Source organism: Rhizobium sp. 2YAF20 (genome assembly GCF_052114685.1).
Lineage (GTDB): Bacteria > Pseudomonadota > Alphaproteobacteria > Rhizobiales > Rhizobiaceae > Rhizobium.
The window spans coordinates 161,866-185,685 of the sequence record NZ_JBFRFF010000002.1 but is presented as its reverse complement, the minus strand read 5'-3'; the positions used below and the strand labels follow the sequence as shown (position 1 = coordinate 185,685).

The following is a 23,820-nucleotide window of genomic DNA, read 5'->3' as shown; positions in this document are numbered from 1 at the left end:
GCAGGCTCAGTTCGGGGCTGACAGAAGATCTTTCAGAGCGGCCACCAGTTTCCTGCATTGTTCGTCCGTGCCGACGCTGATGCGAAGAAAATTGGAAATACGCGGATCGGCAAAGTGGCGGACGATGACGCCATGGCAGCGAAGCTGCGACTGAAGCGTTGCTCCGTCCTTGCCGGGGTGGCTTGCGAACAAAAAATTCGCCGCCGAGGGCAGCACGTGGAATCCAAGGCCGGCGAGCTCCTGCGCCAACCGATCTCGACTGGCCATTACCTTCAGCCGGCAAGTCTCGAACCACTCCTCGTCCTTAATGGCTGCCGTGGCGCCGGCCTGCGCGAGACGGTCGAGCGGGTAGGAGTTGGAACTGTCTTTGACGCGCTCCAACGCGTCAATCAAGGGGCGCTGGCCAAGGGCAAAGCCGACACGAAGCCCGGCGAGCGAGCGCGATTTCGACAGGGTCTGGATTACCAGCAAATTCGGACATGATCGAACGAGGAAAGCAGCACTCTCGCCACCGAAATCGATATATGCCTCATCGATCACAACGACCTTGTCCTGATGGCGGCGGACAAGCGCTTCGATTTCCACCAGCGGCAGAGCTATCCCGGTCGGAGCGTTGGGGTTGGGTAGGATGATGGCCCCGCACTCGCGATCATAGTCCATGAGGCGAACCTGAAAAGTCTCGTCAAGCGGAATTGGCACCGTCTTCACGCCATATAGCAAACTATATGATGCGTAGAAGCTGTAGGTAATATCCGGATAGAGGAGGGGCAGTTCGTGCTGAAGCAAAGCCTGGAACGTGTGCGCGAGCACCTCGTCCGACCCATTGCCGACGAAAATCTCGTTGACATCCAGCTGATAGCGGCTGGCAATCGCTTGCCTCAACGCCGTCGCGTTTGGATCGGGATAGAGCCTCAAGCTGTCGTCGGTCGCTTGCCGAATGGCTGCAAGAGCCCTCTGCGAAGGCCCATAGGGATTCTCATTTGTATTCAGTTTGACGAGATCGGCAACCGCGGGCTGCTCGCCAGCCACATACGGCTTGAGCCCGCTGACAATCGGCGACCAGTACCGGCTCATTCCGCAGCGACGTTTTTGCTGCCGAAGCGCTTTTCGATATAGTCGGCTACGAGAGCCTCAAAATCGGAGGCGATGTTCGGGCCACGAAGCGTCATTGCCTTCTGGCCATCGATGAAGACCGGGGCAGCGGGGCTTTCGCCGGTGCCGGGCAGGGAGATGCCGATGTCGGCGTGCTTGCTCTCGCCAGGGCCATTAACGATGCAGCCCATGACAGCGACGTTCAGCGCCTCGACGCCAGGATATTTCTCGCGCCAGACCGGCATGTTCTTGCGAAGGTCGCCCTGGATATTCTGCGCCAGCTCCTGGAAGACGGTGGAGGTGGTGCGCCCACAGCCGGGACAGGCGGCAACGACCGGCACGAACTGGCGGAAGCCCATCACCTGCAGGATTTCCTGCGCCACCTGTACCTCACGGGTCCGGTCTCCATTGGGTTCCGGCGTCAGCGATACACGGATCGTATCGCCGATGCCATTCTGCAGAACATAACCCATGGCCGCTGACGACGCGACGATGCCCTTGGTGCCCATGCCGGCTTCGGTAAGCCCGAGATGCAAGGCGTGATCGGAGCGATCGGCGATCATCGAATAAACGGCAATCAGGTCCTGCACCTGGCTAACCTTGGCCGAAAGGATGATGCGATTGCGGGCAAGTCCGATCTCTTCGGCGAGATTTGCGGAAATGAGCGCGGACTGCACGATCGCCTCGCGGGTGACTTGGCGGGCGGAAAGCGGGAAGCCCTCCGCCTGGTTCCTGTCCATGAGAGCGGTCAGCAGATCCTGATCGAGCGAGCCCCAGTTGACGCCGATGCGTACTGGCTTGTCGTGGCGGATCGCCATTTCGACGATCTCGGCGAACTGCTTGTCCTTCTTGTCCTTGAAGCCGACATTCCCAGGGTTGATGCGATATTTTGCCAGCGCTTCGGCGCAGGCCGGGTGATCGGCGAGCAGCTTGTGACCGATATAGTGAAAGTCGCCGATGAGCGGCACGTCGAGGCCGAGCCGCAACAGCCGCTCGCGGATTTTCGGCACGGCCGCAGCACTCTCGTCGCGATCGACGGTAATGCGCACCAGCTCTGACCCCGCCTTGAACAGCGCCGCGACCTGGGCGACCGTCGCATCGATATCGGCGGTGTCCGTGTTGGTCATGGACTGGACGACAACCGGCGCGCCGCCGCCGACAATGACGCCGCCGACATCGACGGCGACGGAAGACCGGCGCGGCTTCGGATCAAAATCGGTGGCTGACAACATGAAAAACTCTTCGATAGTCTCAAAAATCAATGCATCTCAGGTGGATCACGATGCCTGCCTTGTCAACCGTCACAGGTATCACTTTTGCTTGGTGACCTAGCGCTCAATGCGCGCTGTGACCGATCCCGTCGGCGTAGCGGGCAAGGTTCGATAGCGCAAGGACGATCAGAAGGAGCACGGGGAGCACCATGAACACGGCCGCAAAACCGATATGCTCGGCAGCAAACCCGATGGCCGACGGCGCGACCAGCATGCCCGAATATCCCATGGTCGTGACGACCGAGATGCCGATCCCGGGCTGCAGACCGGGAATATTGCCGGCAGCTGAGAAGGCGATCGGAACCATGTTGGAAATGCCGATGCCGCAGAGCGCGAAGCCGAGGATGGCAATAGCGGCATCGGGAGACAGGCTGGCCATGAGCATGCCAGCGATGGCGAACACGGTCGATAAGCGCAGCGTCTTCACCGCGCCCAACCGGTCGCGGATCAGGTCTCCGCCAAAGCGCATGACCGCCATGGTCAGCGAGAATGCGGCAAACCCGAAGCCGGACAGGGTGACGCTGGCACCAAGCTCCTGGCGAAGATAGAGCGCGCCCCAATCGAGCACCGCGCCTTCGGGTACCATGCAGAACAGCGCCATAATGCCGAGCAACCACGGCAACGCAATGAGCGGCAGACGCGCGTTCGGCTTTTTTTCGCTTGGATGCGGCTGATCACTGAAGATCATCGGCCATGCCGCCGCAAGGAAGATGACGGAGAGGACGGTCGCCACCTCGGCATGCCCAAGCACGTTCAGCCGCGAGATCAGGAAACCGCCGAGGGCAGAACCTATCAGCCCGCCAAGGCTCCAGAAGGCGTGGCATGAAGACATGATCGCCCGACGCATGGATTTCTCCACCGCCACGGCGTTGGCATTCATCGCCACGTCCATCGCGCCGACAAAGCCACCGAACAGGAACAGCGCGACGGCACCCGTCAAGACATTGGGCGCGATCGTCAATGCAATGAGGCTCGGCAGGAGCAGGCCGCCGGTGACCTTGACCACGATCTTGGAACCGCGCCCGGCAATCTGCGCCCCGGCGATCGGCATCATGACAAGCGACCCGATGCCGAAACAAAGGATCATCAAGCCGAGCTCGAATTTGCTGAGCTGGAGGCGCTCGGCGAACTCCGGAATTTTCGGGGCCCAGCAACCGACGGTGAAGCCATTCATCAAAAACAGCAGCGAGACAGCCGCGCGCGATTTTGTGAAGAATCCGCTCTTTTCAGGCTGGACAGTGCCAACTCGCTTCATTTCATCCATGAATCTCACTCCTCAACGCCGCCGCACCATATTTAAATCGATTGAATTTGCAACAAGGTCCGAGTTTATCGGCAGTCACGTTTCGTCTCGCGGTGTTAAATTGAGAGGTGTTGCCTGCAACCAAAGGACAAGATCCCGATTTAAGTGCAGGCCGTCGAATATGGCTATTGACGAAGAAATCGCCTGCTCCTATCGCTTGAACCTTCAATAATCGACGCGTTTTTGCGCCTCTGTGGTGTCTCCCGTGAAAAACCAAGTCGGCTACGGCATTCTGCTCACCAGCTTTGCCTATATGCTTTTCACCGTCCACGACGCAACCATCAAGCTGCTCGTGGTGACGATCCCGGTGTGGCAGATTCTTTTCATCCGAAGCCTAACCATTCTTGGCGGCTGCCTTCTTGTCGAAGGGCCGTCGCTGGTCAGGAAGGTCTCCCGCTCGCCGATCATCAAGCCGATGATCGTGCGAAGCATCCTGCTGCTGGTCGCCTGGATATCCTATTATTCGGCCGCCAGATATCTGCAGCTTGCAGAAGTCACCACGCTATACTACGCCGCACCGATCGTCGGTACGATATTGGCCACGATCGTCTTGAAGGAGAAGGTCACCTTGCCACGTTGGATGGCCGTTGGTGTTGGATTCTGCGGCGTAATAATCGCCTCCAATCCTGTCGGCCTGACGATTTCCTGGCCGGTTTATCTTGCGTTGCAAGCAGCGGTCTTATGGGCAAGCGGCATGGTGCTGCTGCGCAAGACCGCCTTGCATGAAAGGAGCCTCATCCAGATGACGGTCTCTAACGGCTTGTTCACGCTGATGACGGGAGCCATGACATTTCTTCACTGGAAGACGCCCAATTTACACGAATTCATTCTCCTCTGCGGCACTGGTATCCTTGCCGGAGTGGCACAGTTCTCGCTGTTTGAGGGCATGCGCCAGGCGCCCGTTTCCGTGCTGGCGCCGTTTGAATATTCCTCGCTGGTATGGGCATTCGTTCTCGGCTACCTGATTTGGAGCGATATTCCCCCACAGAACGTATTTCTCGGCGCCATCCTCATCCTCAGTGCCGGCGCCATCATCATTATCAGCGAGCGCATGCGACGCCGCCAGCCGGCGTAAGTGGATCGGAGTTTCATCACAAACCGTTCACGACCGATAAAACATGCGTGCCAGACGGCTTTGAGAAAAATATTCGCATTTGCTCATTTGTTTTGCAGTTTTCGACGCTTCCCAGGGCGCTCATTTCTGCAATGTATTCGTCATCGTTCTATCAACGCTTAAAGAAACGGAACATGACAATGAATTGGTTGAAGACCTTTGCCGCCTTGGCGCTCGTTCAAGCTGCAATCTCGCTGCCCGCCCATGCCGGCGATAACCTGCAGGCCGTCAAATCCGCCGGCGTCCTAAAGATCGGCACGGAAGGCACCTACGCGCCTTTCACCTTTCATGACGGCAGCGGCAAGCTCGTTGGTTTCGATGTCGAGATCGCCGAGGCGATCGCACAAAAGCTCGGCGTCAAGCCACAGTTCCTCGAAGGCAAGTGGGACGGATTGATCGCCGGTCTCGATTCTAAGCGCTACGACACCGTCATCAACGAAGTCGGGATTACCGACGCGCGCAAGCAGAAATATGATTTCTCCGAGCCTTATATTGCTTCCAAGGCAGTCCTCATCGTTCGCGACAACGATACCTCGATCAAGAGCTTCGCCGATCTGAAGGGCAAGAAGTCGGCACAATCCCTGACCAGCAACTTCGGCAAGCTCGCCCAGCAATCGGGCGCCGAACTCGTCGGCACCGATGGTTTCGACCAGTCGATCCAGCTCGTGCTCACCAGCCGTGCCGATGCGACGATCAATGACAGCCTTTCGTTCCTGGACTTCAAGAAGCACAAGCCCGACGCGCCGGTGAAGATCGTCGCCCAGGAGGCGAATGCTGACTATTCCGCAGCCATCATTCGCAAGGGCGAGCCGGAATTGCTCGACGCCATCAACAAAGCGCTCGCCGAGATCAAGGCGGACGGGACCTATGCGAAGATTTCGCAGAAGTACTTTGGCCAGGACGTCTCGAAGTAGTTGCCAGGACCGGCGATTTTGCGTTGTGGCGCGCTGGTGTGTAGTTACTGTTGACCTATCTTGAATGCGTCTGGGAACCCCTGGGCGCATTCTCTTATCGAAAGGGACCTTCGTGTCGCATTGGCTATCCCTGATGGCGGATTCGTTTTGGCCCCTGGTCTGGGCGGGCCTCGTCTTTACGATCCCCCTGACACTTCTGTCCTTCGCCTTCGGCCTTGTGCTGGGGTTGATCACGGCCATTGCCCGGCTCTTCGGTCCCGCCCCGGCCTCGGCAATTGCCCGCTTCTATGTCTGGGTCATCCGCGGCACACCGCTGCTGGTGCAACTCTTCGTCATATTCTACGGCCTCCCAAGCATCGGAATCCTGCTCGACGCATTTCCGGCAGCGCTGATCGGCTTCACGCTGAACATCGGCGCCTATACCTCCGAAATCATCCGCGCCGTTATCTCCTCGGTGCCGAAGGGCCAATGGGAGGCCGCCTATTCGATCGGCATGAGCTGGCGTCAGGCCATGCAGCGAACCATCCTGCCGCAGGCTTCCCGCGTCGCCGTACCTCCGCTGTCGAACACCTTTATCTCGCTGGTCAAGGATACGTCGCTGGCAGCAGCAATCACCGTGCCGGAGCTTTTCCAGGCAGCCCAGCGCATCGTCGCGACCACCTACGAGCCGCTGATCCTCTATATCGAGGCCGCATTGCTCTATCTGGCTCTGAGTTCGGTTCTATCCACACTGCAACAGCGCCTGGAACGTCGCTTTGCCCGCTATGGCGGTATGCTGGAGACGCGCGCATGATCGAGCTGTCGAACATCGAAAAGCGCTTCGGCGACGCCGTTATACTGAAGGACATCAGCCTCAGGATTCCGGAAGGCAACGTGACCGCCCTTGTCGGCCCCTCCGGCGGTGGCAAGAGCACGCTCCTGCGCTGCATCAACCTTTTGGAAATACCCACCGCCGGCACGATCCGCATCGGCGAGGCCGAACAGAGCTTCAAGCCGGGGCAGAAAACCGGTTGGCAGGCAATCCAGAAAATCCGCCGCCAGACAGGCATGGTCTTTCAGAACTTCCAGCTTTTTCCGCACCAGACCGCGATTGAGAACGTCATGGAAGGGCTGGTGACGGTGCTGAAGTGGCCGACCGACAGGGCGCACCGCCACGCAATGGAACTCCTAACCAAGGTCGGCATGGCGCACAAGGCGGACGCATGGCCATCGACGCTGTCGGGCGGCCAGCAGCAACGTGTCGCGATCGCGCGGGCGCTCGCCCCTTCTCCGCGGGTGCTACTGTGCGACGAGCCGACTTCCGCACTCGATCCGGAGCTGGCGGCCGAAGTGGTCGATGTGCTTGCCCGGCTTGCAAGCGAGGGCACGACCATGGTCATGGCGACCCACGATCTGAGGCTCGCTTCGAAAATCGCCAACGATGTCGTGTTCCTCGAGGCCGGCAGCGTCGTCGAGACGGGATCGGCCCGCAACATCTTCGGTGCGCCGACGCAGGAGCGAACCAAGCGCTTCATCTCGACGCTCAATGCTGGCCACAGCTACGACATATGAAAAAGGCGGCTAAGCCGGCCGCCTCTTCGGTCCATAGCAATCTATCTTTCCAGATCAGGCGCTGTAGACGACCAACAGGTCCTTGGCGTCGATCTGGTCGCCGGCGTGTACGAGCACTTCGGTGATGGTGCCGTCCTTCTCCGCATGCAGCGCCGTTTCCATCTTCATCGCCTCGATCGAGACAAGCACGTCGCCGGCCTTGATGGCCTGGCCCGCAGCGACGAACACCCGCGAGATGACGCCCGGCATCGGCGCACCGACCTGCGCGGCATTGCCGGTCTCAGCCTTGCGGCGCACGGCACCGCCCGTGGCGCCATGGGCGCGATCTGGCACCTTGATGCGGCGTGGCTGGCCGTTCAGTTCGAAGAAGACGGTGACCATTCCCTTGTCGTCGGTTGCGGTCATTGCCTGGTTGACGACGACGAGCGTCTTGCCCTTCTCGATCTCGGCAAACAGCTCGCCGCCTTCGGGAAGACCGTAGAAGTAGGCCGGCGTCGGCAGCGCCGACACGGGGCCGTAAGTATCGGCGGCAAAGGCGAAGTCGGTAAAGACCTTCGGGTACATCAGGTATGAGGCGAATTCGAAATCGTCGACCTTGCGCTCAAGCTTGGCTTCGATCGCCTGGCGCTCCGCGTCAAGGTCGGCTTCGGCAAGCAGCGAGCCCGGACGCCCCGTGTAGGGCTTTTCGCCCTTCAGCGCCTTCTTCTGCAGCGCTTCCGGCCATCCGCTCGGCGGCTGGCCGAGATCGCCCTTCAGCATCGAGACGACGGATTCCGGGAAGGAGACTTCCTTTTCCGGGCTGACGACGTCGGCAACGGTCAGATCCTGGCTCACCATCATCAGCGCCATGTCCCCGACCACCTTGGAGGACGGCGTCACCTTGACGATATCGCCGAACATCTGGTTGGCGTCGGCATAGGCCTGCGCCACCGCGTGCCAGCGGCTTTCGAGCCCTAGCGAGCGCGCCTGTTCCTTAAGATTGGTGAACTGGCCACCTGGCATTTCATGCAGATAGACTTCTGAGGCCGGCCCCTTAAGGTCGCTTTCAAACGCGGTGTACTGGTGACGGACCGCTTCCCAGTAAAACGAGATGCGCCGGATCCATTCGGGGTCGAGACCCGGATCACGTTCGGTGCGGCTGAGCGCCTCGACGATCGAGCCAAGGCATGGCTGCGACGTGTTGCCGGACAAAGCATCCATTGCCGCATCGACGGCATCGACGCCGGCATCGACCGCGGCCAGCACAGTGGCTGCCGCAATGCCGGACGTGTCATGCGTGTGGAAATGGATCGGCAGGCTGGTCGCCTCGCGCAACGCCTTGAACAGGATCTTGGCCGCCGCCGGCTTCAACAGACCGGCCATGTCCTTCAAGGCGATGATGTGCGCGCCGGCCTTCTCAAGTTCGACGGCAAGCTCGGTATAATATTTGAGATCGTATTTCGGCCGTGCCGAGTTCAGAATGTCGCCGGTGTAGCAGATCGCTGCCTCGCACAGCTTGTTCTCCTCGATGACGGCATCCATCGATACCCGCATGTTCTCGACCCAGTTCAGGCAGTCGAACACGCGGAAAAGATCAATGCCGCCCTTGGCTGCCTGGCGAACGAAGTATTTGACCACATTGTCGGGATAGTTCTTGTAGCCGACGCCGTTTGCGCCGCGCAAAAGCATCTGCAACAACAGGTTCGGCGCACCTTCGCGGATCTGCGACAGCCGCTCCCACGGATCTTCTGTCAGAAAGCGCATCGAGACGTCGAAGGTAGCACCCCCCCAACATTCAAGCGACAAGAGCTGCGGCAGCGCCCGGGCGTAGGTGCCGGCAACCTGGGCAATGTCATAGGTCCGCATGCGCGTTGCCAGCAGCGACTGATGGCCGTCGCGCATCGTCGTGTCGGTGACCAGAACGCGCTTCTCGTTGCGCATCCATTCACCGAATTTCTTCGGTCCGAGCTTGTCCAGACGCTGCTTTGTGCCGGCCGGCACCTTGCCGTCGATATAGGGCAGCACGGGCTCGGCAATTTTCGACGACGGCGTTGGTCGGCCGCGGGCTTCCGGATGACCATTGACGGTGACGTCGGCAAGATAGGTCAAGAGCTTGGTGGCGCGATCCTGGCGCTTCACCTGCTGGAAGAGCTCCGGCGTCGTATCGATGAAGCGCGTCGTGTAGCTGTTGTCGAGGAACTTCGGATGCGTGATGATCGCCTCAAGGAATGTGAGGTTCGTCGCCACGCCGCGGATCCGGAATTCGCGCAGCGCCCGGTCCATTCGGCTGATCACCTCTTCCGGCGTCGGCGCCCAGGCGGTGACCTTGACCAGCAGCGGATCGTAGAAACGGGTGATGATCGCACCGGAATAGGCGGTGCCGCCGTCGAGCCGGATGCCGAAGCCGGCGGCTGAGCGATAGGCGGTGATGCGGCCGTAATCCGGGATGAAGTTATGTTCGGGGTCTTCGGTGGTGATGCGGCACTGCAGCGCATGGCCGTTCAGACGGATATCCTTCTGTTTCGGAACGCCCGAGCCTGGCGTGCCGATCGCAAAGCCGTCGAGAATGTGGATCTGCGCCTTGACGATGTCGATGCCGGTGACGACTTCGGTCACCGTGTGCTCCACCTGGATGCGCGGATTGACTTCGATAAAGTAGAATTTGCCGGTGTCGGCATCCATCAGATATTCGACCGTGCCAGCGCCGACATAGTCGGTGGCGCCGGCGATCTTCAGGGAATAGGCGGCAAGCTCCTGGCGCTGCGCGTCGCTCAGATAGGGCGCCGGCGCCCGTTCGACGACCTTCTGGTTGCGCCGCTGGATCGAGCAGTCGCGCTCGAACAGATGAACGACGTTGCCATGCGTATCGCCGAGGATCTGGCTTTCGACATGGCGAGCGCGCTCGACGAGCTTTTCGAGATAGACCTCATCCTTGCCGAAAGCGGCCATCGCCTCGCGCTTGGCTTCGGTGACTTCCTTGGCCAAATCCTTGGGATCGCGGATGGCGCGCATGCCGCGACCGCCGCCGCCCCAGGAGGCCTTGAGCATGACCGGATAGCCAATCTCTTCCGCCATCTTGGCAACGATGGTCATGTCATCGGGCAACGGCTCGGTTGCCGGCACCACCGGGACGCCCACCGAGATCGCCAGGTTGCGCGCGGCCACCTTGTTGCCGAGTTGGCGCATGGTGTCGCCCTTCGGTCCGATGAAGATGATGCCGGCTTCCTTACAGGCATCGACGAATTCGGGGCTCTCGGACAGCAGCCCATATCCTGGATGGATCGCATCGGCGCCCGATAGCTTGGCGACACGGATGACTTCGTCGATCGACAGGTAGCTTTCGATCGGCCCGAGATCACGGGCCAGATGCGGCCCGCGTCCGACCTGATAGCTTTCGTCGGCTTTGAAGCGATGAAGCGCCAGCTTGTCTTCCTCTGCCCAGATCGCAACCGTCTTTATCCCGAGTTCGTTGGCGGCGCGAAAGACGCGAATGGCAATTTCAGACCGGTTGGCGACTAGGATCTTCGAAATGGGCAAGGCAATCTCCTCAACGCGCGGGATGCGGGCATGCTGCACCCGCGAAGAAAATTCTTAACGTCTTGTCACAAGAAGTTCAATTTCTCCAAGGCCCCTGCTCGGAAAAATGTTGCGCCTAGGAAATTAGGCCATATCGGAAGGCTAGGGCTACAATATGCTGCCTGTTCTTGGCCTTTAACTTGTCCTGGATGCCATTCATGTACCAATCGACGGTATGGTTCGAGATCGAAAGCAATTTGCTGATGTCCATCGAGGTCAGGCCGTCGGCAAGATAGTTCAAAATCTCCATCTCGCGTCTTGTCATCTGCGTATCGATGGTTGATCCCTGTTCAAGCGCATCGGCATCGCCCCTGAGCTCGAGAATCCGCCAGAACGTCTTTTTCGCTATGGCCTCGAAGAGCGACATCTCCGACGGCGAGAGATCGACGACGTTGCCGCCCAGCGTCATGTTGCCGAGCAGCCCGCTACGTCCGTGGATCGGGAAAATATAGCCATCGAGCAAGCCATGGTTGCGACCGTCCACCATCATCTGCTCCATACGTCTGCGATGCGGATCCGCGCGGAACGCTGCGACGGTATCCCGCCAGCGAAACGGCCTTTGCGCCCGCGAAAGGTAGCGCACGGTTGGGTCGATAAGCACATACTTCTTGGCGATGTAGACATGCGGCCATTTTTCGGGCCACCGGCCGGCAAGCACCAGGCTCATCGGATCGGAGTTTGGCTTTGGCTGTTTGAGAAGACCATAAAAGTCGAATTTGTAGGATCGAAGCACTCGCTCCAATTCGGCAATGACGTTCTCGCTTGTCCTGCATTCGTCGATGACGACGAGCAATTGTATTAAGGAATGAATATTCACCTATGCCCCCTGGCAATCAATAATGTGGATGCGACCACTGCAATATGCCGTCAACACTCATGGGCCCCTCCCCCGGCAGGCAGCAAAAATCGGCAATTGTCACCATCGGACCAAGTCCGGTTGCAACAGAAGCAAATAATCACCATCTGCAAAATTTCGCAGCCGACTGCAAACAATATTTCAAACGAAATGCGGCGTCTGCAGCAAACGGCGCCATTGACGCTGTCACTGTATGCCCAGAGCGGTCAACACCCAACCCTTTTGAGGGGTATTTCCGCATAATTCTGCTGGAAAAACAGCAGTTCGATTTCGTTAATCGCCGGTTCAGGTAGCGAATTGTAGCATCGCAACATTCCATATTTTGCAGATGCACATGAGGGTATCGACGTGTCGCTATTCAAAGTTTACGCCAGAGCCTTGCAGTATCTCGCCGCATACAAGCTCCGCGTGTCGCTGGTTGTCTTAGCAAACATCGTGCTCGCGGTGATAACGATTGCCGAGCCCATTTTGTTCGGCCGCATCATCGACGCCATCTCGTCGAAGGAAGCCGTTCGCCCGATCCTGATCATGTGGGCGGCTTTTGCCGTCTTCAACACCGTTGCCTTCGTGGTTGTCGCCCGCGAGGCGGACCGTCTGGCGCATGGACGCCGCGCAACGCTCCTGACCGAGGCGTTCGGTCGCATCATTTCCATGCCGCTGTCCTGGCATAGCCAGCGTGGCACTTCCAATGCGCTGCACACCTTGTTGCGTGCATGCGAAACGCTGTTCGGCCTGTGGCTCGAATTCATGCGCAATCATCTGTCGACCGCCGTTGCACTTGCCCTGCTGATCCCGACGGCAATGTCGATGGATATGCGCTTGTCCGGCGTCCTCGTCGTGCTCGGCATTCTCTACTGGCTGATCGGCCGCGTTGTCATGAGCCGCACCAAGGATGGTCAGGCCTCGGTTGAGGATCACTACCACAACGTCTTCTCGCATGTCAGCGACTCGATCAGCAACGTCTCGGTTCTGCATAGCTACAACCGGATCGAAGCTGAGACCCGCGCACTCAAGTCGTTCGCCGACCGCCTGCTTGCTGCCCAGTACCCGGTCCTCGATTGGTGGGCTCTTGCAAGCGCTCTCAACCGCATGGCCTCGACGATCGCCATGATGATCATCCTGATCATCGGCACGATGCTTGTCGAAGACGGCAGCCTGCGTATCGGCAACGTCATTGCCTTCATCGGCTTTGCCAACCTCCTGATCGCCCGCCTGGATCAGATGCGCAACTTCGCGACCCAGATCTTCGAGGCTCGCGCCAAGCTGGTCGAATTCTATGCGCTTGAGGACTCGGTGCGTGAGCGTGAAGAGCCGGCCGGCCTTGCTGAGATCAAGGACGTCAAGGGTGAAATCGAGTTCCGCGATGTTTCATTCGGTTTCGGCGAGACGTCGCAGGGCCTTCATGATGTGAGCTTCTCGGTCAAGGCCGGCCAGACGGTTGCGATCGTCGGTCCGACCGGTGCCGGCAAGACCACGCTGGTCAACCTCCTGCAGCGCGTCTTCGATCCGCAGCAGGGCCAGATCCTCGTCGACGGAACCGATATCACCAAGGTGACCCGCAAGTCGCTGCGCCGCAGCATCGCTACCGTCTTCCAGGATGCCGGCCTGCTCAACCGCTCGATCAGCGAAAACATCCGTCTCGGTCGCGAAGGCGCCACCGAGCAGGAAGTGATGGAGGCTGCAGAGGCTGCGGCGGCTGCCGACTTCATCGAAACGCGCGACGAGGGGTATGACACCCGCGTCGGCGAGCGCGGCAACAAGCTCTCCGGTGGCGAGCGTCAGCGTATCGCGATTGCTCGCGCCATTTTGAAGGATGCGCCGATCCTCGTGCTCGACGAAGCGACGAGCGCGCTCGACGTGGAAACCGAAAATAGGGTCAAGGCTGCGATAGACAACCTGCGTGAGAACCGCACGACGTTCATCATCGCTCACCGTCTGTCGACCGTTCGGGAAGCAGACATCGTGCTCTTCCTTGAGAATGGCCGTGTGATCGAGAATGGCAGCTTCAACGAACTTAGCCAGAGCAACGGCCGCTTCGCCGCCTTGCTCCGCGCCAGCGGCATCCTGACGGATGAAGAAGTTCGCAAGGCCCACGCCACCGCCTCCGAGGCAGCCTGATCGGCGGGATATCCGACAACAGTCACCTGTTCAAAAGGCCGGAAGAGCATCGCTCTCCCGGCCTTTGCGTTTGTGTACTGCGTCCGGCCAAATGCCCGTACGAAATGGCGTGGCATTGCGGCCTAACCGCGCTCCCTGGTGAAGCTGCGAACATCTGTCGCCCGAACCTGAACTGCGATGGGCCTCGTCGGAGTTGCGCCCTTGGCCCCGTCGCGAACCAGCAATCTCTTGCGCTCCAGATGGGATGCATAGGCGAGCTGAATGAGGATGCCGAGGATGACATAGAGTGGGCCAATGACCCGATCGTTGTTGGTAATATAAAGGATCACCTGTCCGGCCATCGCAAGAATGGTTCCCGCAGCAAAGATGCTCAACGAATGGCGCCCAAGCACCGTTAGCGGATGGCCGGATGACCGCCGCAACAAGCCGGACAGGACCGGGATGTTGAGAACGAGATAGGCCAGTGCCAGGACGTGCAACAGGCGCGGCAAGGACAGAAAAGTCTTGTCAAAGCCGACCAGGACCAGCGGAAGCCCTGAAGCGGCAAGCACGTTGCCGATACCCCAAAGCTTGAACACCACCCAGACGAACGAGAGCAGGACATAGGCTACTGATAGCAGGAGCAGGGCAGGATGGCGGGGCAATGATCCGCCGCGGCGGACATGCATCATGGAAATGATGCCAATCACGAAGAGAAACTGCCAGGATAGCGGATTGAGAAACCAATAGCCGTCCAACAGCGTCGTGTGCGGTGCGATCCGATAGATGCCGGCCACGAACCAGACCAGGCCTGAGACCAGCAGCAGCAACACCGGGCTATAGGCTTCGAGGAAAAGGATAAATGGCACAAGCAGCAGAAGCGCACCGTACATCGGCAGGATGTTGTTGTAACCGATCTGATGCCCGAGAAGCAGCAGCGCCGGTATCCCCTCCTTGATATTGGTCAGGACCGGCAGAATATTGATCTCGCAGAGCAGCCCCGGCCGGTGAAAGAGCCAGGCGCCGGATATGAACAGCACCAGCGTCATGAACGTCGTGATCATATGCGCCATGTAAAGGGTAAAGGCGCGCCGCACCGCTTTGAGACACGATGCCAGGCGGTTTGCGGGGGCGAACCGGCCGCCATAGGCAAGGCCGATCGAGATGCCCGAAATCAAAACGAAGGCTTCGGCAGAATCGGAGAAGCCGAAATTCTTGGTGGTAAAATTTTCGAAGATCTGGCCGGGAACGTGATTGATGAAAATCGCTAGCAACGCCAGCGCCCGTAGCACGTCGAGCCTGGTGTCGCGCCACCCGGCCGTTCGGGAGAGATCGCCCCGGCCCGATGACATTAGGCTGGTCTTCGGATTGGGGTCCATCGATCCACTCCTGTTCCGGCTCTCAAACGCAAACTGCGGCCAAAGGGTTCCCCCTCCAGCCGCAGTGATCCAAGCGAATACGGTAAAAAGGAGGCGTGTCAGCGCCCGATCAGATACCCATCCTCGGGATGAGCGATCGCTTTATCGTTGATCGTCACAGCGTAACCCACGCCATCGGACCGTTTTGAGACCGAAATGCGGCATTTTCCACCAGGAAGGTCAAGATCCGCCGCAAACCCATCCCACTTCGATGGAAGTGCTGGTTTCACGTAAAGGTGACCATCCTTGACGCGAATTCCGAGAATTCCTTCGATCGCAACACGATAGAGCCAACCCGCCGAACCGGTATACCATGTCCATCCGCCGCGGCCGGTAAGCTGCCCTTCGCCGTAAATGTCTGCGGCGATGACATAGGGCTCGACCCGATAGACATCGCTCGCGGGACGGTCGAGCGCATGGTTGATCGGGTTCAGCAGTTCGAAGCAGCGCCAGGCGTCGTCGCCGCGTCCCATTTCGGCAAGCGCAAGAACAACCCAGGTGGCAGCATGGGTATATTGCCCGCCATTTTCGCGCACACCGGGCGGATAGGCCTTGATGTAGCCCGGATCCCTGGGCGACTTGGCAAAGGGCGGAGTGAACAGCCGGATGATGCCGGCATCATCGTCCACCAATCGCTCCAGAACGGCATTCATTGCCTTTTCGGAGTGCGCCGGATCGCCTTCGCCGGAAATCACACTCCAGGACTGCGCGATGGAATCGATCTGGCACTCGAAATTCTCGTTTGAGCCGAGCGGGCTACCATCGTCGAAATAGCCGCGTCGATAGTAACCGCCGTCCCAGCCCGCCGATTCCAGCGCCTTCTTCAGCCTTGGGATATGCTTCGTCCAGCGCTCGACGCGATCCTGGTCCCCGCGCGCCTGCGCGTAGGGAATAAAGGCCGTGAGCGTACTGACCAGGAACCAGCCGAGCCACGTGCTTTCGCCGCGCCCCTGTATGCCCACGCGGTTCATGCCGTCATTCCAGTCGCCGCCAAGGATCAGCGGCAGGCCGTTGCCGCCCTCGCGCTTGATGGCAAGATCGAGCGCCAATGCAGCGTGCTCGTAAAGCGTGACTTTGTCCGCCGAGACCGTCGGTTGATAGAAGGCGTCATGCTGACCTGGCATCAACGCAACCCCCTCGACAAAGGCAAGTTGCTCGTCGAGCAGCGCCTTGTCGCCGATGACGCTGCAATACTGGTCGATCGCATAGGCAAGCCAGACCACATCATCCGAGATGTGGGTTCGAACGCCGGCGCCGCTGCCGGGCAGCCACCAATGCTGCACATCGCCCTCGTGGAACTGACGCGAGGCGGCATTGAGGATCTGCTTTCGGGCAAGCTCCGGTGCGTGCAACAGGAAGGCAAGCGTGTCCTGCAACTGATCGCGGAAGCCGAACGCACCGCTTGCCTGATAGAAGGCCGTTCGCGCCATGATCCGGCAACCGAGGCTCTGGTAGGGAAGCCAGGCATTGATCATGTTGTTCATTGCCTTGTCAGGCGTCGATATTTGCAGCCGGCCGGTGAAGCCATCCCAGAATGAGCGGCTGGCTCCCAGCAGGTCGCCGAAATCGGACTTCCTGATTTCGGAAACAAGCTCGCTCGCCTCTGCGGCTGTATCGGTATCGCCCATATATAGGCAGATGTCGCGTTCGGCGCCCGCTTCGATCGTCAGGTCGAAGGCGAGTGCCGCGCAAGGGTCGCCGACAAGATCGAGCGATCCGGATAGTGCTGCCCCTGACACCACGGCCTGCGGTGCCTGGATCGTGCCGAAACGGCCGATGAATTCGCGGCGACTGGCCGAGAAGCTTGTCGGCATCTCGCTCGCGCCCATGAACGCAATCCGGCCCGAATAATCGATGCTATAGGGGTTGGTGGCAAAGAGCGAACCCGTCGCCTCGTCATGGGACGAGAGGATGAAAGGTACGGTCTTCTGCGGATTGCCGCCGAGCAGCCATTCGGCGTAGTTATAGAGCCTCAGCCGCCGGGTGGTGGTCCCGCTGTTTCGAATGCGGACGCGGGTCATCTTGACCGGGCGCTGGCGATCGACAGTCTGGGTGACTTCGAGCGCAATATCGTCCTGGACGCTCGAGAATACCGAATAGCCGAGACCGTGGCGCGCTTCGAACTCGACGGCCGACCGCCGCGACAATGCAGCATAGGGCGTCAAGACGGCACCGCTGTCGAGATCTGCGACGTAGATCGCCTCGCCCGGACGATTGATGACCATGTCGTTGGACCAGGACGTCAGCTGGTAGTCGCGCGAGTTGCGGCTCCAGGTAAAGGCGGCGCCTTCGGCGGAAACGTGGAAACCGAAGGTCTCGTTGGATATGACGTTGATCCACGGGTGCGGTGTCGATTGTCCGCCAAGCAGGCGCACGACATATTCGCGGCCATCGGAGGCGAAGCCGCCATAGCCGTTCCAGAAGTCGAGATCGCCCTTGTCGTCGACGGTCGCCGCGGAGAAGGCCGGTTCCAGCGGCTGAAGCGGTACGACCCGACGCGTGGTCTCTGCCTGTTCGGAGCTATGGGCCGATGCGAAGAGCGCCGGCGCCCGCGTGATCTGATCGACGATCTTGCCATTGCGCGCGTGAAAGACGACGCGCGACGCGGCAAGCAGCGCCTGATAGGTGGACGGCTCCATCAGATCCTTGCGCACGGCGAAGATATGCTGGCGAAGTCCGTCCGACTGGCCGAGACGGCGCATGTTTTCGCACATCGCCTCGAGCGAGTGCTGCATGTCCTGCGCATAGGACGCAGCCCGCTCGTTGAGGATTACCAGATCGGCGGTGATGCCGCGTGAACGGAGATATTCCTGCGCACTCAGCGCTTCCTTGGCGATTTCGAGATCGATATCGTCATTGATGCGCAGCGTCAGGATCGGAAAATCGCCGGAGATCGCCAGCGGCCAGAGCGCCGATTGCGACTGCGAGCCCGAAATGACAGTGGCGGCGTCGGCCCGCATATGCATGTCGGGATAGACCAGGTAACGGGCCATCTGCTGGAAGACGGCCGCCTGCTGCGAGGTGACACCGACATGGCGCATCTGTACCTGCGTACGGGTCCAGGCGTGCACTAGCTCGTGTGCAAAGGCATCCGGATGCCTATAGCGGTCGACAGCCTTGTCGATCTCGTCGCGGTTCGGCGCGGCGATTGTCCAGAAGATCACGCTGACCTTCTTGCCGGCCGGAACGCGCACGACGCGACGCAGCGACAGGCAGGCGTCGAGCGTGAAGCCGTCGGTGCCGGAAAGCGCAGCGCCCGGATCGAAGGCGGCAGCCTCTGCAAGACTGCGTCCGCGACCGATGAACTTGCGACGATCCGTCTCAAACTCGGTCGGACGCTCGGTGCCGGCATTGTCGACGATCAGATGGGCGATCGCCATGTCTGGCTCGTTCGGATCGCGCTTGTTGCGCGACACCCGGATGACGTCGCCGCGGCGGCCGATTTCCGTCTGAACGAACATGCGAGCGAAAACCGGATGGGCCGCGTCGACATCGTCACTCGTAACCACAGGTTCGAGATAGGACGTGACCTCGATATAGCGATCTTCCGTTCCCATGTTCAAAAGCGTGACGCGCCGACCTTCGGCGTCGTTCTCGGTCGCGACGATACATTCGACTTCGCTGGTGAGATCGCCGACCGTCTTGACGTATTCCGCCTTCTCGTCGCTGAACGTGACCTTGGTCTTCTCGCCCTCGATGCTGCGCGGCTCGGCGGTCGCAGACCACCACTGGCCCGACGCGGTGTCACGCAGGAAGATGAAGGTTCCCCAGCGATCCTCCGTCGGATCCGCCTTCCAGCGCGCGACGGAGAGGCCGTTCCAGCGCGAATAGCCAGCGCCGGTTGCCGTCAGCATCACCGAATAGTGGCCGTTCGACAGGAACACCAGCTCGCGGTCCTGTAACGCCGGATCGCTGATCTTGCGCACTTCGGCGCGCAGCAGATCTTCCTGGATATTTGCCGGCGCATCCGTTTCGTGCTTGGCGGCCATGACCGGGATATCGCGTGGCGCCTTTTCCTGCAGCAGCAGTTCGGCAGCTTCTATCACAGGGTCGGAATGGAAGAGCTCGCGCAGGCGGCCGTTGAAGGCAACGTTGGCGACAGCCGCAATCGACATGCCGTGATGGTGGGCATAGTAATTGTAGACGATGGCATATTTCCTGCCCTCGGGCACGCGCGTCGGCGTGAAATCGACGGCATCGTGGAAACCGTAGATGCCAAGAGCGCCGACCTTGCGCAGCCGATTGAGGTTCTCGAGCGCAGCTTCCGGATCATACATGCTGGCGAGCAGCGAGGCATAGGGCGCAATGACGGCGTTCTGGCCGAGACCGCGCTTCAGGCCGAGCGATGGCACTCCGAAATTGGTGTACTGGTAGTTCATCTGATGGTCGCGGGCGTTGAAGGCCGCTTCCGAGATACCCCACGGAACACCCAGCCTGCGGGCATAATTCATCTGCTCGATGACGATCAGATTGTTGGTCTGGTTGAGGATACCTCCCTGACGCTCCTGCATGACAAGCGGAGGCATCAGATATTCGAACATCGATCCGGACCAGGAGACCAGCGCGCCGCGCGAGCCGACCGGCACGACCTGGCGGCCGAGGCGATACCAATGCTCCGTCGGCAGGTCGCCTTTGGCAATGGCGAACAGGCTGGTCAGGCGCGCTTCCGATGCGAGAAGATCGTAGCAGGCCGCATCAAGCTCGCCGCTTTCAACGCGATAACCGATCGACAGAAGACGCCTCTCTGGGCGGTACAGGAAGGCGAAATCCATCGAAAAGGCAATATCGCGCGTCCGGTCGCGCACAACGGTCAGCCGCTGGCGCAGAGCATCGACATTGGAAAGATCGAAGACGCTATCGGCGATATGCCCTTCGCAGGCCTTGACCAGCGATTCAGCCCAGCGTGTGACTTCGCCGCTCTGTTGAGACTTGACCTCATGATCGAGGTTGGCAGCCAGCTTCTGGATGTCGCGGGCAAGCACAGAAAGATTGATGACGCGGATGGACGCGAACTCATGTTCGCGCTTGACCGACGCAAGTGCATTCTGGAACCCGACAATGCGCTCCTCGAGCCGGTGACGCAGCGGACGCACGGTCTTTCGATCGTCGGGAAGGTCGGCAAGAATTTCCTCCAGAACGCCAGAGACGTCGCCGACGCCGTCGAGATTTCCCTGCATGTGCGCGGAAGGCGCTTCCGCCCAGATCCGGCAGGCAGACGACACCGCGATCAAATGGCCGGCGAGATTGCCGCTGTCGACGGCGGAGACGTAACGCGGCCCAAGTGTCTGCAAGGTATCCGTATGGTACCAGTTCAAAAGATGACCGCGGAATTTTTCCATCTTGTCGACGGTCGCGATCGTCTGTTCGAGCCGTTCGATCGTCTCTTCGAAAGACAGCCAGCCGAAATGACGGGCCGAGACGACGGACAGAAGATAGACGCCAATATTGGTCGGCGATGTCCGCGGCGCGACCACCGGATGCGGGGTCTGCTGGACGTTATCAGGTGGTAGATAATTCTGCTGTTCGACGACGAAGGCTTCGAAATAGCGCCAGGTCCGCCGGGCGATCTTTCTAAGCTCGGCTGAGATATGCTCGGGAACCTCGAGCCTGTCCTCCGTCTCCGCAGTCTGGCTGACATACCAGGCAACCGCCGGCGACAGGACCCAGAGGACTGCGAAAGGAATGCCGATGAAGAATGCATTATCGCCGGAAAGCGCTGCCAGGCCAAGCGCCAGAAGCGCTAGTACAGGCGCGTGCCACATGACGCGGTAGTGCCCCAGTATCGTGGTCTGCGCGACTGCCTGGGCGCTCGCCGCAGTTCGCCATTGCAGCATCAGTTTCCGGCTGACGAGCGTGCGATAGAGCGATCGGCCGATGGCGTCAGCCATCATGCAGGCTGTATCGGCGATGAAGACGATCCGAAGCGCCACCTGCGCGTTCGCCTCGCGGATATCGGTCCACACGGTATAAAGGTGAGCGCGCGCGACAATGTCGCTGCTGCGCGGTACGATGCCGTTGATAAGGCCGAGCGTCGGTGCAACGAACAGGCAGAAGATCAGCACGATCTGCCAGATCAGCGCCGCGAACGGGCTCATGAAATACCAGCCAAGCACCGAAGCAAAGAACCAAGCGATCGGTGTCAGCGAGCGGCGCAGATTGTCGAACATCTTCCAGCGGCCAAGGCCGGTAACGCCACGCGCCGGGTTGAAGATATAGGGCAGAAGCTGCCAGTCGCCGCGTGCCCAGCGATGCTGACGCGAAACCTCGACCTCGTAGCGGATCGGGAAATCCTCGACCAACTCGAGATCAGTGACGAGGGCACAGCGCGCCATCGACCCTTCGAGAAGGTCATGGCTGAGAACGGAGTTCTCCTCGATCCGGCCCTTCAGCGCATTTTCGAACGCATCGACGTGATAAAGGCCCTTGCCCGTAAAGGTGCCTTCGCCTGCAAGGTCCTGATAGACGTCCGAGACCGTGAAGACGTAGGGATCGAGGCCCCGGTTGATCGAAAATACGCGCTGGAAGACAGAGGCGTCCTTGCCCGTGGTCAGCGAAGGCGTCACGCGCGGCTGCAACACGCCATAGCCGCTGACGACGCGCTTGGTCTGCGGATCGACGACCGGCCGGTTGATGGGATGATAGAGCTTGCCGACCAGCTTGGTGACAGTATCGCGCATCAGGCGCGTGTCGCTGTCGAGAGTCATGACATATTGCACGTTCTTTGGCACCACGTTGGCGCCGGCAAGGAACGTCGTGTCGCGATCGCCGCGAAGGAGCATATTGAGCTCGTGCAGCTTGCCGCGCTTGCGCTCCCAACCCATCCAGGCATCTTCCGCAGGATTGAACAGCCGCCGGCGGTGCAGCAAATAGAAACGCGTCGTGCCGTCATAGGCATAGCGGGTCGAAAGATTAGCGATCTCGCGGCGCGCATAGTCGAGCACCTCGAGGTCGGCGTCGGTTTCCTCGGTTTTGCTGTCCGGCCAGTCGCTAAGCAAGGCGAAGTAGATTTCGCCGCGGGGATTGGCAAGGTAGTGAACCTCGAGATTGCGGACCAGTTCATCGACGCTGTCGCGATTGGAGATCAGGCAAGGAACGACGAGCAGCGTCCGGGCATCCTCCGGAATGCCATCCTTGAACTCGTAGCCCACCAGCCGTGCCGGCGTCACGAAGAAGGTGATGAGCGTGTTGAAGAGACCGGTGGCGCCTTCCGACGCCGGCAGCGAAAACATCAACAGCAATATGATCATTTCGAGCGCGCCCATGCCGGCGTTGAGCATGAAGCGGCCGACGATCGCCATCGCAATGACAGTCAACAGGATGACCGGCGCTGCAATCGCGAACCAGTTCAGCTTGCGGATTTCACGCACGATCTGAAGAAGCGGGGACGGACGGTAGTTGATTGCTTTTTCCAGCTGGGGTCGCAGCGGTCCGACGAGATAGCTGCCGACATTGGGTTCATGCGGCTGCGGTTCGCTCGAGGTCTTGGCCGCCTCCGTCATGTCGATTGCAACCTGCGCGATCTCCAACTCGGTTCTGTCGGAGCGGCGGGCAAGCTTTTCGATCTGCTTGCGATAGCTATTGCGCGAGCCGGGGTCGAGATCGACGTAGTCGGTCCTTTCCGCGAGCAGCTTGTCGACCTTGCTGACTTCCTCCACCCAAACAGACCACTCGGCGTCATCGATCTCGCGAAGACTGCGAATGATGTTGCCCATCGTCACGTTGCCGGACGAAAGGCGGCTGTGCTCGGCCATCATCGCGCTCTCGGCGTCCATGCCGGCCTGTTCGAGCGATTGCTCTATCCAGCTGATGGCGACGCTCGAGGTCTGCGAACCGTCGCGCAGCCGGTAAAGAAACTGCGTCGCGAAGGTGTTGTCGCTAGCAAGCGGCTCCAGCGTCTTCAGATATTCAGCACATTTGTCGGGATCGTTCAGGCGGATCAACTCGTCGGCGGCGGCATTGGCCTGGCGCCGCATCTGCCGGCTGCGTTCGACGCGGCTGGATATCCGGCGAAGATTGTCGACAAGGACGTAGCGCACCAGCGAAGGCAATGCCCATAATTCGCCGATCTTCAGCGTTTCCGTCGCCTGGAAACCCGCGACCAGAGCCATGAGGCCCTTGTAGGATACGGTGCTGTGAGTGTGGGCGACATAGAGCCAGGCCAGCGCGAGCGTGCGCGGCATGACCATGCCCTCCATGTTCATTGTCGGCAGCTGGAGATAAAACCGCTTCGGAAAATCGCGCCGAACCTCCTGGATTGCCTCTTCGACTATATAGTGGTTGTCGAGCAGCCACTCGGCGGCAGGAGTGATGGACTCCCCGGCCTCGACATCGGCCGCAGCCGAGCGATAGACCCGCAGAATTTCCTTTTCGTTGTCGCGGTGGCGCGCGAAGAATTCAAACGGCGAAAACGCTGTCAGCTTCTGATTGCCGTCGCGCGCAAAGGCCTCGCCGCAGTCCCGCAATTGGTCGTTGGTGAAATAGGTGGCGCGGATCGAATCGTTATGATCGATCTGCTTGGCTTCAGAATCGCGGAGTGGAGCAGTGGAGGGATTTTGAGACGTCATGGGTGCGGGTTCTGGATCCAAACAGGGTTACGAACATTTTGGCCTTGACCTGTTCGTACTGCGAAACACAACCGTTCACATGTCT

Annotated in this window: 12 protein-coding genes; 5 read left to right on the top strand and 7 right to left on the bottom strand. The window is 59.9% G+C overall.

From position 1 onward, the window contains the following. Nucleotides 1-6: 6 nt before the first annotated feature. From hisC to AB4Z52_RS04960, 3 genes are all read right to left on the bottom strand, one after another. On the bottom strand, nucleotides 7-1,074 hold the full coding sequence (gene hisC / locus AB4Z52_RS04970; protein WP_442216801.1) for a histidinol-phosphate transaminase: 1,068 nt from the start codon (nucleotides 1,072-1,074) through the stop codon (nucleotides 7-9). Continuing rightward, a complete protein-coding gene (gene ispG, locus AB4Z52_RS04965; RefSeq protein ID WP_442216800.1) occupies nucleotides 1,071-2,324 on the bottom strand; it encodes a flavodoxin-dependent (E)-4-hydroxy-3-methylbut-2-enyl-diphosphate synthase in 1,254 nt (417 codons plus the stop codon). Before ispG ends, hisC begins: the two co-directional genes overlap by 4 nt. Nucleotides 2,325-2,427: 103 nt before the next feature. After that, entirely contained in the window at nucleotides 2,428-3,618 is a 1,191-nt protein-coding gene (locus AB4Z52_RS04960) for an MFS transporter (RefSeq protein ID WP_442217002.1), read from the bottom strand. A gap of 241 nt (nucleotides 3,619-3,859) precedes the next feature. On the opposite strand from AB4Z52_RS04960, the gene AB4Z52_RS04955 reads away from it, so the two are divergent. The 4 genes from AB4Z52_RS04955 (at nucleotide 3,860) to AB4Z52_RS04940 (ending at nucleotide 7,245) form a co-directional block, all read left to right on the top strand. Further along, nucleotides 3,860-4,741 carry a DMT family transporter gene (locus tag AB4Z52_RS04955; RefSeq protein ID WP_442216799.1) on the top strand — a complete coding sequence of 294 codons (882 nt, stop codon included), beginning with the start codon at nucleotides 3,860-3,862 and terminating at the stop codon, nucleotides 4,739-4,741. Between the two features lie 179 nt (nucleotides 4,742-4,920). After that, nucleotides 4,921-5,694 carry an amino acid ABC transporter substrate-binding protein gene (locus tag AB4Z52_RS04950; RefSeq protein WP_442217001.1) on the top strand — a complete coding sequence of 258 codons (774 nt, stop codon included), beginning with the start codon at nucleotides 4,921-4,923 and terminating at the stop codon, nucleotides 5,692-5,694. 112 nt (nucleotides 5,695-5,806) lie between these two features. Then, on the top strand, nucleotides 5,807-6,487 hold the full coding sequence (locus AB4Z52_RS04945; RefSeq protein WP_442216798.1) for an amino acid ABC transporter permease: 681 nt from the start codon (nucleotides 5,807-5,809) through the stop codon (nucleotides 6,485-6,487). Next, nucleotides 6,484-7,245: an amino acid ABC transporter ATP-binding protein gene (locus AB4Z52_RS04940; protein ID WP_442216797.1), complete on the top strand. Its 762-nt coding sequence runs from the start codon at nucleotides 6,484-6,486 to the stop codon at nucleotides 7,243-7,245. The genes AB4Z52_RS04945 and AB4Z52_RS04940 overlap by 4 nt, the downstream gene beginning before the upstream one ends. Before the next feature lie 54 nt (nucleotides 7,246-7,299). Here AB4Z52_RS04940 and pyc read toward each other — a convergent pair whose 3' ends face one another. Next, nucleotides 7,300-10,761: a pyruvate carboxylase gene (gene pyc / locus AB4Z52_RS04935; RefSeq protein ID WP_442216796.1), complete on the bottom strand. Its 3,462-nt coding sequence runs from the start codon at nucleotides 10,759-10,761 to the stop codon at nucleotides 7,300-7,302. Nucleotides 10,762-10,876: 115 nt separating this feature from the next. Continuing rightward, the gene (locus tag AB4Z52_RS04930) at nucleotides 10,877-11,617 is read right to left on the bottom strand and encodes a LuxR family transcriptional regulator (protein ID WP_442216795.1); all 741 of its coding nucleotides are present in this window, start codon (nucleotides 11,615-11,617) and stop codon (nucleotides 10,877-10,879) included. Nucleotides 11,618-12,004: 387 nt separating this feature from the next. Here AB4Z52_RS04930 and AB4Z52_RS04925 point away from each other — a divergent pair, with 387 nt between their 5' ends. Further along, nucleotides 12,005-13,774 (top strand): glucan ABC transporter ATP-binding protein/ permease, encoded by a 1,770-nt coding sequence (locus AB4Z52_RS04925; protein ID WP_442216794.1) that lies wholly within the window; start codon nucleotides 12,005-12,007, stop codon nucleotides 13,772-13,774. A gap of 122 nt (nucleotides 13,775-13,896) precedes the next feature. Here AB4Z52_RS04925 and AB4Z52_RS04920 read toward each other — a convergent pair whose 3' ends face one another. Both AB4Z52_RS04920 and AB4Z52_RS04915 read right to left on the bottom strand, forming a co-directional pair. Next, nucleotides 13,897-15,132: an OpgC family protein gene (locus AB4Z52_RS04920; protein WP_442216793.1), complete on the bottom strand. Its 1,236-nt coding sequence runs from the start codon at nucleotides 15,130-15,132 to the stop codon at nucleotides 13,897-13,899. Nucleotides 15,133-15,230: 98 nt separating this feature from the next. After that, on the bottom strand, nucleotides 15,231-23,735 hold the full coding sequence (locus tag AB4Z52_RS04915) for a GH36-type glycosyl hydrolase domain-containing protein (protein WP_442216792.1): 8,505 nt from the start codon (nucleotides 23,733-23,735) through the stop codon (nucleotides 15,231-15,233). Nucleotides 23,736-23,820 lie beyond the last annotated feature (85 nt).

Bases quoted from the DNA above. Each gene is read 5' to 3' on its own strand.
- ispG (WP_442216800.1), bottom strand. From the start codon at position 2,324: ATGTTGTCAGCCACCGATTTTGATCCGAAGCCGCGCCGGTCTTCCGTC.
- AB4Z52_RS04940 (WP_442216797.1), top strand. From the start codon at position 6,484: ATGATCGAGCTGTCGAACATCGAAAAGCGCTTCGGCGACGCCGTTATA.
- AB4Z52_RS04920 (WP_442216793.1), bottom strand. From the start codon at position 15,132: ATGGACCCCAATCCGAAGACCAGCCTAATGTCATCGGGCCGGGGCGAT.
- AB4Z52_RS04950 (WP_442217001.1), top strand. From the start codon at position 4,921: ATGAATTGGTTGAAGACCTTTGCCGCCTTGGCGCTCGTTCAAGCTGCA.
- AB4Z52_RS04960 (WP_442217002.1), bottom strand. From the start codon at position 3,618: ATGAAGCGAGTTGGCACTGTCCAGCCTGAAAAGAGCGGATTCTTCACA.
- AB4Z52_RS04915 (WP_442216792.1), bottom strand. From the start codon at position 23,735: ATGACGTCTCAAAATCCCTCCACTGCTCCACTCCGCGATTCTGAAGCC.
- hisC (WP_442216801.1), bottom strand. From the start codon at position 1,074: ATGAGCCGGTACTGGTCGCCGATTGTCAGCGGGCTCAAGCCGTATGTG.